Consider the following 12,679-nt stretch of genomic DNA (forward strand, 5'->3'; position numbering starts at 1 on the left):
CATCTAGCTGAATAAACCTATGCATCAATATCACAATCTCATGAAGGAAGTCCTTGAAAAAGGCGTCCAGAAATCCGATAGAACCGGCACTGGCACTATCTCCATCTTTGGTCATCAGATGCGCTTTAATCTGGCCGAAGGCTTTCCGATGGTCACGACTAAAAAGTTGCATCTCAAGTCCATCATCCTGGAATTACTTTGGTTTCTCAAAGGTAGTACGGATAACAACTGGCTTAAAGAGCGCGGTGTTTCCATTTGGAATGAGTGGGCAGCTCCAGATGGTGACTTAGGTCCAATTTATGGTTACCAATGGCGTTCATGGCCAGCGCCTAATGGTGAGCACATTGACCAAATTGCTGAAGTTGTAGAGACCCTTAAAAAGAATCCGGATTCGCGTCGCATTATTGTTTCCGCCTGGAACGTGGCCGATATCCCTCGTATGGCTTTAGCACCTTGCCATGCTTTCTTTCAGTTTTACGTTGCCGATGGCAAGCTCTCTTGCCAGTTGTATCAACGTAGTGCGGATATTTTCCTGGGTGTGCCCTTCAATATTGCCAGCTATGCCCTACTGACCCACATGATGGCTCAGCAATGTAATTTAGAGGTGGGTGACTTTGTGTGGACTGGTGGCGATTGCCATCTCTACAGCAACCACTTAGAGCAAGTTGATCTTCAGCTATCCAGAGACTTTTTCCCCCTACCTAAGCTCAATATTTTGCGTAAGCCGGATTCTATCTTTGATTATGAATTCGAAGATTTTGAAATTGCTGGCTATGAATCTCATCCCGCCATTAAAGCTCCTGTAGCTGTTTAAGAAATTAGATTACCTATGACTACAAATCAGCACCCCGCAATCTCCATGATTGTTGCCCGCTCACGCAATCATGTGATTGGCCGCGACAATCAAATGCCCTGGAAGATTTCTGCTGATTTGCAGTTCTTCAAAAAGGTAACGATGGGACACCCTGTCATCATGGGTCGTAAGACCTGGGAATCCATTGGTCGCCCGCTTCCAGGGCGTCGCAATATCGTTGTGAGTCGCAATGCCGATCTCAAGCTGACAGGTGCGGAGGTGGTTAACTCACTCGATGCAGCACTCGCGACCTTGAATGAATTCCCCCGCGTATTTGTGATTGGTGGAGAGCAACTCTTTACTCAAGCTTTCCCAATGGCAGATCGTCTTTACATTACTGAAATTGATATCGATGTTGACGGGGGCGATACTTTCTTTACCGTACCCAATGAATCTGAGTGGAAGGAAGTTGAGCGCACCCCAGCATCTGAGGGTGAGATTACTTTTCACTTCATTACACTCGAACGCAAGTAACTAGACGAACTGTACTTAAAAAGATAAAGGGCCCTAAGGAGCCCTTTTCTACTCCACTGATTACACTTTGAGCATCACAGTTTCTTTGCAAAACTATATTGAGAAAATGCTTGCTCAGCCACATTGAACCACTGCGCTTCCATGTTTCTAAAGGCTCGATAGTCTTCGAAGATTTTCTTGAACTGGGGATTCTTGGCAGACTCTTCAGCATAGGTTTCTTGGCTAGCCTTAAAGCAGGCGTCCATTACTGAGGTATTGAACTTACGCAAAACTGCACCACCTTGTACGAGGCGCTGCAAGGCTGGTGGATTCAAAGCATCGTACTTAGCGCACATATCTGTGTGGGCCTCAAAACATGCTGCCTGCCATGCCGCTTGATACGACGGAGGCAATGAATCCCACTGCTTCTTGTTTACCAAGAATGAAAGTCCGGCCGCACCCTCCCAGAATGCAGGGTAGTAATAGTTTTTAGCGACCTTAGCAAGACCCAATTTCTCATCATCGTAAGGGCCGACAAATTCAGCAGCGTCAATCGTGCCTTTTTCTAATGCAGAATAAATTTCACCAGCAGGTAACTGTTGCGGCACGACACCTAACTTCGCAAGCACCTGTCCAGCAAAACCAGCAATACGGAATTTAAGACCCTTAAGATCTTCTGGAGACTTGATCTCTTTGCGGAACCAGCCACCCATCTGAGTACCAGTTTGTCCGCCTAAGAAGTTCACGATGTTGTAACTGGCGTAGAGCTCACGCATCAGCTTCATGCCATTACCATGCAACATCCAAGCAGATTGCTGGCGTGCTGTCATGCCAAAAGGAGCAGCCGTATCAAAAATAAATGCGCTGTTCTTACCTAAGTAGTAATAGCTGGCGGTATGACCACACTCCACCGTACCGTTTTGAACTGCATCTAACACTTGTAATGCTGGCACCACTTCACCAGCGGCAAATACTTTGACATTGAACTTACCATCGGTTGCTTTACGCAATGCATTAGCAAATACTTCTGGCGTACCAAACAATGTATCAAGTGATTTAGGAAAGCTCGAGACTAAACGCCAATTAAGAGTTGGCAAACCCTGCGCAATAGATGGTGCCGCTAATGCCGCAGCGCCTGCGCCGATAGTAGCTTTCTTTAAAAAGGAACGTCTTTGCATCTTCATCTCCAAAATAATTTTTTTGCTGTTCTGTTGTTCTGTTGTTCTGCTTTTTCTTTATTTACCGCCAACTGTCATAGATCCAATTAAGATAGAACCGGTTTCTTTCGTGCCGCGAATTAATGAATCACTGCCAATCATCTGAATATCCATCAGCATATCGCGCAAGTTGCTTGCAATCGTAATACCTTCTACTGGATATTGGATCTCGCCGTTTTCTACCCAATATCCAAAGGCACCACGAGAATAATCGCCAGTAACGTAGTTCACTCCCTGACCCATCAGCTCGGTAACTAGTAGGCCGGTACCCATTGCTTTTAAGAGTGCAGGCAATCCCCCTTTAGGCGTCTTACGACTTTGCAATGTGAGATGGTGAGAGCCACCAGCATTACCAGTAGTTTTCATACCCAGCTTTCTGGCGGAGTAGGTGGACAGGAAATAGCCTTGCAACACACCCTTATCGACTACTGTTCTTGCGCTTGTCTTTACACCCTCTTCATCAAAAGGTGCGCTACCTGTCATTGACTTAAGGTGAGGGTTTTCAAACAGGCTGACGTGTTTTGGCAATACTTGCTTCCCCAAGCTATCCAATAGAAAACTGGAGCGGCGATATAGAGCGCCACCAGATACCGCTTGCACTAATCCACCCAAAAGACCAGCAGCTAAAGGGGCTTCGAAAATGACTGGGCAACGGCGAGTGGTAAGCGACCTAGCCTTAAGGCGTGAGAGTGCGCGCTCTGCTGCGTACTTACCAATCAAAGCTGGATCGGCCAACTCTTCAGGGATACGGGAACTGGAGTACCAATCATCACGCTGCATGAGTGCCTTTTTTCCGCCCCCATTTGCAATCGGTGCGCACGAAATGTAGTGGCGTGAGAATGGATAGCCCCCCATAAATCCGTGACTAGTTCCCATCATGAAATGTGCATGATGTGCAGATACTGAAGCACCATCACTATTTTGAATTTGCTTACTCACTGCAAAAGCGGCGCCTTCAGCAGCACGCGCAATATCGATTGCCGTCGCCGAGTCCAAGTCCCATGGATGAAATAAATCGAGATCCAGCGGATGCTTTTCCAGAAGCTCTTTTTCAGCAGGGCCGGCACACAGATCTTCCGCCGTATGTTGAGCGATATGGTACGCAGCCTCAACTGTCGCCTTTAAAGAATCTTTGGAGAAATCACTCGTACTAGCATTACCGCGACGATGCCCTAAAAAGACCGTCACACCAACCTGCTTGTCTAAACTTTGCTCTATGGTCTCGACCTCGCCTTTGCGAACAGTGACCGAGAGACCTTGCCCCTCAGAAACCTCCGCCACGGCATCCGAGGCGCCCCGTCTTTTGGCTTCTGTGAGCATGAAATCAATGATTTCTTGAAACTGATTTGATGAGTATGTAAACATGCCCTAATAATAGCTAGAATAGAAACATGAAGCATACCGAAGCTTGGAAAAGATCCACCCCCAACGAAATCAAAATTGGCCTAATCTCGATCTCTGATAGGGCGAGTAAGGGCGTTTATACCGATGAAGGTATCCCTGCCCTGCAATTATGGCTAGAGACTGCCATTAGCACCCCCTGCGTTTTTCATGAGCGCCTGATTGCCGACGAGCGAGAGGTTATTACTGAAACCATCGTAGAGCTGACGGATGATCTGGGTTGCGATCTAGTCCTCACCACAGGCGGCACAGGCCCCTCCAGTAGAGATGTGACCCCTGAGGCCACAATGGATGCCGGAACCCGGGAAATGCCCGGATTTGGCGAGCAAATGCGTCAAATTAGCCTGCGCTTTGTACCTACCGCTATTTTGTCCCGTCAAACAGCTGTTTTACGAGAAATCGAGGGACACACCGCCCTCGTCATTAATTTGCCAGGTCAACCTAAATCCATCAAAGAAACCCTCGAAGGCTTAAAAGATTCCGAGGGAAAGTCGATTGTTCCAGGGATCTTTGCTGCCGTGCCCTACTGCATTGATCTCATCGGCGGCCCCTACATTGAAACCGATGAGACCATCGTCAAATCTTTTAGACCTAAGAGCGCAATCAAGAAATAAACCGCGGGATTTTCATTCAATAAAAAGGGCCTATTTCCAGGCCCTTTTGTTTATTGCGAATGCCAGGATTTACTCCGGCAAAGGAACGATAAACTTTTCTCGGTAATACTTCAGCTCTTCAATAGACTCTTCAATATCTGCCAAGGCGGTGTGAGCCTGTTTTTTGGTGAAGCCTTTCACCAATTCAGGATGCCAACGCTTACACAGCTCCTTGAGAGTGGAAACATCAATATTCCGATAATGAAAGAATGCCTCTAGTTTTGGCATGTATTTCGCCATAAAGCGGCGATCCTGGCCAATCGTATTGCCACACATTGGGGCGATACCGGGCTTGATGTATTTCTTCAGAAAAGCGATACATTCAGCTTCAGCTGTGGCTTCGTCTGTGGTTGATGCCTTGACCTTATCAATAAGCCCAGAACGTCCGTGGGTACCCTTATTCCACGCATCCATTGCATCCAGCAAAGCGTCATCCTGGTGGATCACCCAAACAGGGGCGGTGGCAATAGTGTTGAGATAGGCATCAGTCACGATCACGGCAATTTCCAAAATCCGCTCTTTTTCAGGGTCTAGGCCTGACATCTCCATATCCACCCAAATCAGGTGCTCGTTGGCTGGCGCCGTTTTTACTGCCGGGGTAACATTTTTTTCACTCATATCTATAATCATCTCATGACATTCACAATCGTTTTTCTAATCGCCTTCATCGCCAGCTTTGGTCTACGCCACTGGCTATCTCAACGCCAAATCCGCCACGTCGCCATCCACCGCGATACGGTGCCCGCCGAGTTTGCCTCTCAGATCTCCCTGGCAGAGCATCAAAAGGCTGCTGACTATACGATCGCCAAACTGCGCCTTGGTATTTTAGAGAACGGTGTCAGCGCAATTATCTTGATTGGCTTTACGCTCTTGGGTGGCTTGCAGATCTTAAACTTCTCACTCTTACAGCTTTTGGGCGAAGGCGTTACGCAACAAATTGCTTTGCTTGTATCGATTGTGCTGATCTCCGGAATTATTGATCTACCCTTCTCCTGGTACAAACAGTTTTACTTAGAAGAGCGTTTTGGCTTTAATCGCATGAACACCAAACTCTTCTTTAGCGATATGTTTAAGGGTATCGGCGTTGGTGGTGCGATTGGCATCCCGCTCCTCTGGGTCATCCTCAGTCTGATGGCCCAAGCGGGTGACTTTTGGTGGCTTTGGGCCTGGGGTGTTCTCACTGCTTTCAGCCTATTAATGCAATGGATCTTTCCGACCTTTATCGCACCGATCTTTAATAAGTTTGAGGCGCTTGAAGAAGGCTCACTTAAGACACAAATTGAAGACTTGCTAAAACGTTGTGATTTTGCAAGCCAAGGTCTTTTTGTGATGGATGGCAGCAAACGTAGCGCGCATGGCAATGCATTTTTTGCTGGCATGGGTAAAGCGAAGCGGATTGTCTTTTTTGACACGCTGATTGAAAAACTCAATCCGGGCGAAGTAGAAGCGGTGCTTGCTCACGAACTCGGCCATTACAAGTGCAACCATATCCGCAAACGCCTGCTAGTTTCATTTGCACTGAGCTTCGCCACTCTTGCACTTCTAGGCTGGGTCAGTACTCAGCCCTGGTTCTACAGCGATCTCGGTGTGATGCCTAATCCGAATGGTTATAACGGCGGCCTGGCATTAGCACTCTTCATGCTGGTATCACCTGTCTTTAGCTTTTTCTTAACTCCACTGTCTAGCCTGGCATCACGTAAACATGAATACGAAGCGGATGGCTTTGCTGCAGATAAATCCTCTGCAAGCGATTTGATCTCCGCCCTAGTCAAGCTCTATCAAGATAATGCATCGACCTTAACGCCAGACCCGATCTATACGGCTTTTTATAGTTCGCATCCACCTGCCCCATTGCGCATTGCCAATCTCAAGCGATTTAGCTAAAAAGTATTTGGCCTAATGGAACAATTTCATGCGCTACTAACTGCCTCTTATGGAAGGCATTATTTAGCGCAGCGCTTAGTCAAAGATGAGCGCGGAAATGAATCCCCTGTTGGCGATTTAATTCAGGTTAGCACACCGGCCAAGCAGCACATTGGCGCCGTGGGCGATCGCATGTTGCTGGAGATGACCTCAGCAGATCAAGCACGCATTATTCGCATCGAGCCGCGAGAGAATTTACTATATCGATCCGATGCCTTTAAAAGCAAATTGATTGCCTCAAATGTAGATCAAATATTGGTGGTGCTAGCTACGCAGCCCGCCTTCTCGCCTGATCTTTTAGGAAGGGCAGTTGTTGCTGCAGAGACCAATCAAATTGGTTTGCATATCTTGCTGAATAAATGCGACCTCAAAGATAACTTAGAGCACGCTCGCAAAATGATTGCGCCCTATGCACGTATGGGCTACCCCGTAACAGAGGTATCTGCGAAGTTTGATGAGGCCTCCATCGAAGCATTACGTCCTGCTATTTGTGGCAAGGTGTCAGTGTTCGTAGGCCAATCCGGCATGGGCAAATCCAGCCTACTGAATGCCTGGGTTCCCAATGCAGCAGCCATCACTCAAGAATATTCAGTACGCCTAGACACCGGCAAACACACCACCACTGCTTGTCGCTACTTTGAACTGCCAGAGGCTTGGGGGCGTGATGCTAGCGGTAAATTAGGCGCTTTAATTGATTCCCCAGGCTTTCAAGAATTTGGTTTAGCCCATATGTCGGTCAGCGAACTAGAGCATGCCTTTAGAGAGTTTCATGATCTACTGGGTAAGTGTCGCTTTCATAACTGCGCGCACCAATCAGAACCCGATTGTGCAATACGCGAAGCCGTCGACAGAAATGAAATAGCGCCAGAAAGACTGGCGCTATTTAGACAATTACGCTCTGACTCAAAAACAGCCGATACGCAGATTCAGGGAATTAGCCAAGCCAAAGAGCGATGGTCAGCATTAGCAATAAAGCCATCCAAGCGATAACCAAGCGCCATACCAAGCCGATGGCGGAGCGCATAGTACGCTCATTCGGCTCAAGACCTACTTCATAAACAACTGGTTCACCAGCTTCAGCCATACGCAAAGCTTCGTCACTATCAGGCTCACTCATAGGCTCACCCAAGCGAACACCCAAGGCGCCGCTTCCTGATGCCAAGATGACTGCTGACAAAGAGTCAGCCCATTTGCCAGTCAAGTGGCGCCATGCATAGACAGCACCTTCAAAGTTACCAACAATCGCAAAGCCCATTGCCGTAATGCGTGCAGGAATCCAATCCAGTACGTAGAAGAAATGGCGTGCCGCTTCACTTAAGTTGAAATCGCCCTTCTCTGACCAGCGCTGTGCGGCCGTATCCACCAAGCGATACAAGACTACACCTGCAGGACCCATTGGCATTAAGAACCAGAACAACACACCGAATACATGGTGATGCGAGCCAATAATGGCGCGCTCTAGCGCAAGGGAAATCACTTCAGTCTCTGTGAGATTGGAAGCATCCAACTCAGGACCATACCACTCACCTAGGGCTTGGCGGGCTGCCGGCAAATCATGGTTTGCGATTGCCTCATGTACCAGTGTGAAGGAGTGGCTAAATTGACGGAAACCAAAAAATAAATAGGCAATTAATACGTTCCACACGAATCCCAAAATTGGGAAGGTCACCATGAAGATAACGTAAATTACGAAGACAAGAAACGTTGGCAAAATAAAAGCGACTAAACAAGCCATACGAGCACCAATTGGGCTCGCACCATCTTCCGTCTTACCACCAAATTCGCCGGCGACCCAATCCAACCAACGAGCGCTCATCCGCGCGATCCAATGAGTCGAAGTGACTGGGCGATATTGCTCAGCAATGAGGGCGAAGAGGATAGAAAAGAAAGTCATACTTTTAGTAAATGATAAAGGTTACGCAACATTCCAGCAGTAGCACCCCAGATAAAACGATTTTCATAGGGCATTGAATAAAACCGACGACTACCCTGATCACTCTCCCAGACCCGTACTTGATGATTTACAGGATCCATTAAAAAATGTAAAGGCACTTCAAAAACATCCGCCACTTCAAAGGTATCTAAGACATATTCTGCCTGAGGTTGCACCAATCCCACAACTGGCGTCACACTATAGCCCGAAACCGTTAAATACTGGGGCAAATGGCCAATGATCTCAACCCCACGGCGATCTAGGCCGATTTCTTCTTCACTCTCTCGTAAAGCGGTGTCATTAGGACTGGAATCACCTGGATCCATGCGCCCACCGGGGAAACTAATTTGGCCAGCATGGTCATGCAGATGATCTGTTCTTTGGGTCAATAACACCGAGAGACCCTCGCCCCTCTGAAGCAAAGGAATTAATACAGCTGCCCGAGTTACCTTTCCAGCAGCCTGACGTTGCTGAATAATCCCTGCTGCGATCACTTGTCGATTCTCATCCGTGATCTCTGGCTGCCAAGCAGGTGGATTCTGAAAGCGGCTCTTTAGACTCAAAGGATCCAAATGATGCTGAGCAACTTTAGGTTGACTACCGCAGACCTCATGAATTGGAATTGCTTGCGCATCAAAACTCAATGGCGTGACTGCGCTCAATCTCTGCTCTTGGGGTTTCGGGTTTTGAGTCATTCGTTTATTTTAGGGCAATAAAAAAGGCGACCTAGGCCGCCTTCTTTTTGGATTAAAGCAAACCTTATTCCGCTACTGTCTCAGCAACTGCTTTAACTTTGCGTGCAGGAAGTTTTTCTTTAATACGTGCAGACTTACCTGAACGATCACGCAAGTAGTACAACTTCGCGCGACGTACATCACCGCGACGCTTCACTTCAATGCTAGCGATCAATGGTGAGTAAGTTTGGAATGTACGCTCTACACCTTCGCCAGATGAAATCTTGCGAACGATAAAGCTGGAATTCAGTCCGCGATTGCGCTTAGCAATCACAACGCCTTCAAAGGCCTGGGTACGCTTACGTGTACCTTCAACTACGTTTACGCCAACAACTACTGTATCGCCAGGAGCGAAAGTAGGAAGCACTTTGTTAGCACTTAAGCGAGCAATTTCTTCTTGCTCAATTTTTTCGATCAAATTCATTATTAATCCTTAAACATCTTGTCAGCGTTTAATCCCGAGACTTTCGTCAACGGACCAGACAGAGGATGCAGTTAAAACTATTTCACTAAATCAAAACACAAACACTTCATTCAAAACCATAATTACTTACAGCGTTCGAAGAAATTGCTCATCTTCTTTACTTAGCAACCCATTAGCTCTTGCCGATTTAATTAAATCAGGTCTAAGCCTTAGCGTCAGCTCTAAAGACTTCTGCCGACGCCAATCCGCTATTTTAGCGTGATGTCCGCCCAAAAGCACGTCCGGAACAGATAAATTTTCATATATTTCAGGGCGGGTGTAGTGTGGGTAGTCCAAAAGGCCATTCATAAAGCTATCCTGGACAGCGGATTCGCCATCACCAAGGGCGCCTGGAATGAGGCGAATAACCGCATCCATCATGGTCATAGCAGGTAATTCGCCACCAGAAACCACAAAATCACCCATAGAAAGCTGCAAATCGACGTTCCGATCAATAAAACGCTGGTCAACAGCCTCATATCGACCGCAAATAAAAGTTAAATTGCCATAATTAAGGATATCTGTCGCTATCTTCTGAGAAAAGACCTCCCCCTGAGGTGCCAAGAGGCAAATTGGCCCAGAAGCGACATTGTGAGTTTGATGGGCAGCCTTAACAGCAGATATGGTGTCTTCCAATGGTTTTGCCATCATCACCATACCGGGGCCACCACCATAAGCGCGATCATCTACTGTCTTGCGGGGATCAGAGCAGTAGTCACGGGGATTCCAGAGATTGACACTGGCAAGGCCCTGCTCACAAGCGCGCCCAGTAATCCCCCACTGCGTTAAAGCAGGAAACATTTCGGGAAATAAGGTGACTACATCAAAGCGCATATTGGAAATGGGGGATCAATAACGTTTTTGTATTTAAGGCTGACTACCAGTCAGGTTGCCAGTCTAGAGTAATCAGTCTATTTGGCAAGTCAACGTTTTGTACTGCTTCTTTTACGAATGGCACTAGTTGTTTAACTGTTTTGGTTTCTGGATCGCCAAGAGCAATGATTCCATGGGCGCCGTTATCGTTGATATCAATCACCTCACCTAGACTCTCGCCTTGAAGATTAATTGCTTTGCAACCAATTAGATCAACCCAGTAATAACTATCACGCTCTGCCTTTGGAAATACTTCGCGCGCAACTAAGATGCGAGCACCTTTTAAGGCCTCAGCCTGATCGCGATCAGTGATGCCATCCAATGCAATCACTACGGTACCGCTATGCATCTTGGCCTGCTTCACCTTGTAAAGCTTTAATGAGGCCTGCTCATGAGATGTAGTAACACCCGCACTCCGACGAGGAATGAGGGATAACCAAAGTTCTTTGCTAGATAAGAGCGCTACGGGATCGGAAGAATGAGGGCGAACCTTAATCTGACCCTGTAAGCCTTGAGCGTCCTGAACTGCACCGAGCTCAATCAAATCATCTAGGGAAGGTGTATTCATATTGAAGCCACCTCAACTCCCCAAATAACACTACAAGTAAATTCTGCTACCAAAGACTTTATCGTTGAGAGAAAGTCTTTGGATATGAAGTCTTTAGACTGCAGGATTGTTTTTGATCAAACGAACAACTGTTGGAGAGATCTGCGCGCCAACACCAGTCCAATAGGTCAAACGATCTTGAGCAATACGCATTGCCTGCTCTGTCGCTGCTGCCTGTGGATTGAAGTAACCAATACGCTCGATAAAGTTCGAGTCGCGACGATTGCGCTTGTCTGTAGCCACGATGCTATAAAAAGGGCGCTTCTTTGAACCGCCGCGTGCCAGTCGAATGACGACCATACTTATTCCTTAAAATCTAAAATGAAAACAGGTTGATTACAACCCAATGAAATTACTACAAAATCTTGGGCTCCAGCTAACCGAGCAAATTATCAAAACAAATGCACGGTATGGCGGAAAACCTCATATTCTAGACGAAAACCCCTACTTGATCCACCTATTTAAGCGGACGTGTTTTTAGCTTCAACAGTAGAATAGAAACCAGAAATTCTTAAAATAATTATTAAAAACAATAACTTACAGAAATAGTGCTATGAAAACCGCCATTTTTAGATCCCCCAGAGGCCCTATAAAGCGCTTTTTTATCATTCTTTCTTGCCTCGGTTTAGGTTTTTTGACCGCCTGCGCCAATGTCATACCACCGTGTACTGCCAAAACGAGCCCGCCAAGCAGTGAGTTCAGAAACACCAAATGGGAGTTGACTCGCTGGAATCTCCCGCCCAATAGCAAAGGCGAAGTTCGTACTCGGCAGATACCTCAAGGCGAAAACAGCAACCCCATCCAAATCATCTTTGATGCCAATGGTGAGCGTGTGAGTGGGTCTACAGGCTGCAATCGTTTCACCGCACGTATTACTGAAGATGCCAGAGGCTTCACGCTAGATCAGATCGCCAGTACGAAGATGGCCTGCGCGCCTCAACGCATGGAATTAGAAAATGATTTTCTCTACGAATTAAATGACTACCGCTCAATCGTTCGCAATGGCGATCAACTGTTGATGATTGGCGCAGATCGTGAAGTGTTAAGTTTTATACAAAAAAGTAATTTGCCAAAATAAAATGTCCTTTATTGCAATACCAATTCGTCACCGAAAGTCTGAATGAAAAAATACAAACTCCTATTCTGTTCACTTGGATTATTTTTCCCGGGGACTGGCTTTAACTGTTTTTATTTACAAGGGTTTAAATCCTTCTGGGGCTGGGCTCAACTATTTTCATTTGTTGGCGGAATCGCTGGCTGGCTAATTCTCAAAGAGACGCAGTTTCACTCTGCACCGGGCTGGGTATTAATCACCTTCGGCTTTATTACATTTGAGGCAAGTTGGTTAACAACGATTGCTTATGGCCTACGCGCTGATGAAAAGTGGGATGCGCAATTTAACCCAGGCCTAGAGCCAAGTCGTGCAACCAAATCAGGTTGGCCGGTTGTGCTGACGGTTATTTTTTCTTTGGTGTTTGGTGCAGGCGTCATGATGACCTTCCTAGCAATCGCATTTGAGCAATTCTTCATCTCCCAGCTTCAGGAAGCAAGAAAGCTATCCCAGTAATG

At 46.9% G+C, this 12,679-nt stretch carries 16 protein-coding genes; 7 read left to right on the forward strand and 9 right to left on the reverse strand.

Going from position 1 to position 12,679, the window contains the following annotated elements; genetic code table 11:
* Positions 1 to 19 precede the first annotated feature (19 nt).
* On the forward strand, positions 20 to 814 hold the full coding sequence (locus AOC19_RS06860) for a thymidylate synthase (RefSeq protein WP_215375184.1): 795 nt from the start codon (positions 20 to 22) through the stop codon (positions 812 to 814).
* A 15-nt stretch (positions 815 to 829) separates the two neighbouring features.
* Positions 830 to 1,327: a dihydrofolate reductase gene (locus AOC19_RS06865; protein WP_215375187.1), complete on the forward strand. Its 498-nt coding sequence runs from the start codon at positions 830 to 832 to the stop codon at positions 1,325 to 1,327.
* 74 nt (positions 1,328 to 1,401) lie between these two features.
* Here AOC19_RS06865 and AOC19_RS06870 read toward each other — a convergent pair whose 3' ends face one another.
* Positions 1,402 to 2,484 carry a TRAP transporter substrate-binding protein gene (locus AOC19_RS06870; RefSeq protein WP_215375190.1) on the reverse strand — a complete coding sequence of 361 codons (1,083 nt, stop codon included), beginning with the start codon at positions 2,482 to 2,484 and terminating at the stop codon, positions 1,402 to 1,404.
* Positions 2,485 to 2,541: 57 nt separating this feature from the next.
* Complete coding sequence (pmbA, locus tag AOC19_RS06875) at positions 2,542 to 3,843, reverse strand: metalloprotease PmbA (RefSeq protein WP_435367691.1); 1,302 nt, start codon at positions 3,841 to 3,843, stop codon at positions 2,542 to 2,544.
* A gap of 71 nt (positions 3,844 to 3,914) precedes the next feature.
* Between pmbA and mog the strand changes: the two genes are divergently transcribed.
* Positions 3,915 to 4,538, forward strand: a complete 624-nt coding sequence (mog, locus tag AOC19_RS06880; RefSeq protein ID WP_215375196.1) for a molybdopterin adenylyltransferase — start codon at positions 3,915 to 3,917, stop codon at positions 4,536 to 4,538.
* Positions 4,539 to 4,607: 69 nt separating this feature from the next.
* Here mog and orn read toward each other — a convergent pair whose 3' ends face one another.
* Positions 4,608 to 5,195, reverse strand: coding sequence for an oligoribonuclease (orn, locus tag AOC19_RS06885; RefSeq protein WP_215375199.1), 588 nt, complete (start codon positions 5,193 to 5,195; stop codon positions 4,608 to 4,610).
* A 15-nt stretch (positions 5,196 to 5,210) separates the two neighbouring features.
* Between orn and AOC19_RS06890 the strand changes: the two genes are divergently transcribed.
* Positions 5,211 to 6,461 carry a M48 family metallopeptidase gene (locus AOC19_RS06890; RefSeq protein ID WP_215375202.1) on the forward strand — a complete coding sequence of 417 codons (1,251 nt, stop codon included), beginning with the start codon at positions 5,211 to 5,213 and terminating at the stop codon, positions 6,459 to 6,461.
* A gap of 15 nt (positions 6,462 to 6,476) precedes the next feature.
* Positions 6,477 to 7,490: a ribosome small subunit-dependent GTPase A gene (gene rsgA / locus AOC19_RS06895; RefSeq protein WP_215375205.1), complete on the forward strand. Its 1,014-nt coding sequence runs from the start codon at positions 6,477 to 6,479 to the stop codon at positions 7,488 to 7,490.
* Here the strand turns inward: rsgA and AOC19_RS06900 are convergent.
* The 6 genes from AOC19_RS06900 to rpsP form a co-directional block, all read right to left on the reverse strand.
* Positions 7,435 to 8,394: a CobD/CbiB family protein gene (locus AOC19_RS06900; protein WP_215375208.1), complete on the reverse strand. Its 960-nt coding sequence runs from the start codon at positions 8,392 to 8,394 to the stop codon at positions 7,435 to 7,437. The genes rsgA and AOC19_RS06900 overlap by 56 nt on opposite strands.
* Positions 8,391 to 9,128, reverse strand: a complete 738-nt coding sequence (locus AOC19_RS06905; protein ID WP_215375211.1) for a CoA pyrophosphatase — start codon at positions 9,126 to 9,128, stop codon at positions 8,391 to 8,393. Before AOC19_RS06905 ends, AOC19_RS06900 begins: the two co-directional genes overlap by 4 nt.
* Before the next feature lie 64 nt (positions 9,129 to 9,192).
* Entirely contained in the window at positions 9,193 to 9,591 is a 399-nt protein-coding gene (gene rplS / locus AOC19_RS06910; RefSeq protein ID WP_215375214.1) for a 50S ribosomal protein L19, read from the reverse strand.
* Positions 9,592 to 9,717: 126 nt separating this feature from the next.
* Positions 9,718 to 10,464 carry a tRNA (guanosine(37)-N1)-methyltransferase TrmD gene (gene trmD / locus AOC19_RS06915; protein ID WP_215375216.1) on the reverse strand — a complete coding sequence of 249 codons (747 nt, stop codon included), beginning with the start codon at positions 10,462 to 10,464 and terminating at the stop codon, positions 9,718 to 9,720.
* Between the two features lie 43 nt (positions 10,465 to 10,507).
* Positions 10,508 to 11,071 carry a ribosome maturation factor RimM gene (rimM, locus tag AOC19_RS06920; protein ID WP_215375219.1) on the reverse strand — a complete coding sequence of 188 codons (564 nt, stop codon included), beginning with the start codon at positions 11,069 to 11,071 and terminating at the stop codon, positions 10,508 to 10,510.
* 93 nt (positions 11,072 to 11,164) lie between these two features.
* A complete protein-coding gene (gene rpsP, locus AOC19_RS06925) occupies positions 11,165 to 11,410 on the reverse strand; it encodes a 30S ribosomal protein S16 (protein WP_011902362.1) in 246 nt (81 codons plus the stop codon).
* A 253-nt stretch (positions 11,411 to 11,663) separates the two neighbouring features.
* Here rpsP and AOC19_RS06930 point away from each other — a divergent pair, with 253 nt between their 5' ends.
* Entirely contained in the window at positions 11,664 to 12,188 is a 525-nt protein-coding gene (locus tag AOC19_RS06930; protein WP_251368007.1) for an META domain-containing protein, read from the forward strand.
* Between the two features lie 42 nt (positions 12,189 to 12,230).
* The gene (locus AOC19_RS06935; protein WP_215375222.1) at positions 12,231 to 12,677 is read left to right on the forward strand and encodes a hypothetical protein; all 447 of its coding nucleotides are present in this window, start codon (positions 12,231 to 12,233) and stop codon (positions 12,675 to 12,677) included.
* Positions 12,678 to 12,679 lie beyond the last annotated feature (2 nt).

The sequence above is a fragment of the Polynucleobacter asymbioticus genome (assembly GCF_018687575.1).
Lineage (GTDB): Bacteria > Pseudomonadota > Gammaproteobacteria > Burkholderiales > Burkholderiaceae > Polynucleobacter > Polynucleobacter asymbioticus_C.

Coding starts and splice junctions, on each gene's coding strand:
- orn (WP_215375199.1), bottom strand. CDS start 5,195: ATGAGTGAAAAAAATGTTACCCCGGCAGTAAAAACGGCGCCAGCCAAC.
- rplS (WP_215375214.1), bottom strand. CDS start 9,591: ATGAATTTGATCGAAAAAATTGAGCAAGAAGAAATTGCTCGCTTAAGT.
- AOC19_RS06905 (WP_215375211.1), bottom strand. CDS start 9,128: ATGACTCAAAACCCGAAACCCCAAGAGCAGAGATTGAGCGCAGTCACG.
- rimM (WP_215375219.1), bottom strand. CDS start 11,071: ATGAATACACCTTCCCTAGATGATTTGATTGAGCTCGGTGCAGTTCAG.
- mog (WP_215375196.1), top strand. CDS start 3,915: ATGAAGCATACCGAAGCTTGGAAAAGATCCACCCCCAACGAAATCAAA.
- AOC19_RS06865 (WP_215375187.1), top strand. CDS start 830: ATGACTACAAATCAGCACCCCGCAATCTCCATGATTGTTGCCCGCTCA.
- rsgA (WP_215375205.1), top strand. CDS start 6,477: ATGGAACAATTTCATGCGCTACTAACTGCCTCTTATGGAAGGCATTAT.
- AOC19_RS06870 (WP_215375190.1), bottom strand. CDS start 2,484: ATGCAAAGACGTTCCTTTTTAAAGAAAGCTACTATCGGCGCAGGCGCT.
- AOC19_RS06860 (WP_215375184.1), top strand. CDS start 20: ATGCATCAATATCACAATCTCATGAAGGAAGTCCTTGAAAAAGGCGTC.
- AOC19_RS06890 (WP_215375202.1), top strand. CDS start 5,211: ATGACATTCACAATCGTTTTTCTAATCGCCTTCATCGCCAGCTTTGGT.
- trmD (WP_215375216.1), bottom strand. CDS start 10,464: ATGCGCTTTGATGTAGTCACCTTATTTCCCGAAATGTTTCCTGCTTTA.
- AOC19_RS06935 (WP_215375222.1), top strand. CDS start 12,231: ATGAAAAAATACAAACTCCTATTCTGTTCACTTGGATTATTTTTCCCG.
- rpsP (WP_011902362.1), bottom strand. CDS start 11,410: ATGGTCGTCATTCGACTGGCACGCGGCGGTTCAAAGAAGCGCCCTTTT.
- AOC19_RS06930 (WP_251368007.1), top strand. CDS start 11,664: ATGAAAACCGCCATTTTTAGATCCCCCAGAGGCCCTATAAAGCGCTTT.
- pmbA (WP_435367691.1), bottom strand. CDS start 3,843: ATGCTCACAGAAGCCAAAAGACGGGGCGCCTCGGATGCCGTGGCGGAG.
- AOC19_RS06900 (WP_215375208.1), bottom strand. CDS start 8,394: ATGACTTTCTTTTCTATCCTCTTCGCCCTCATTGCTGAGCAATATCGC.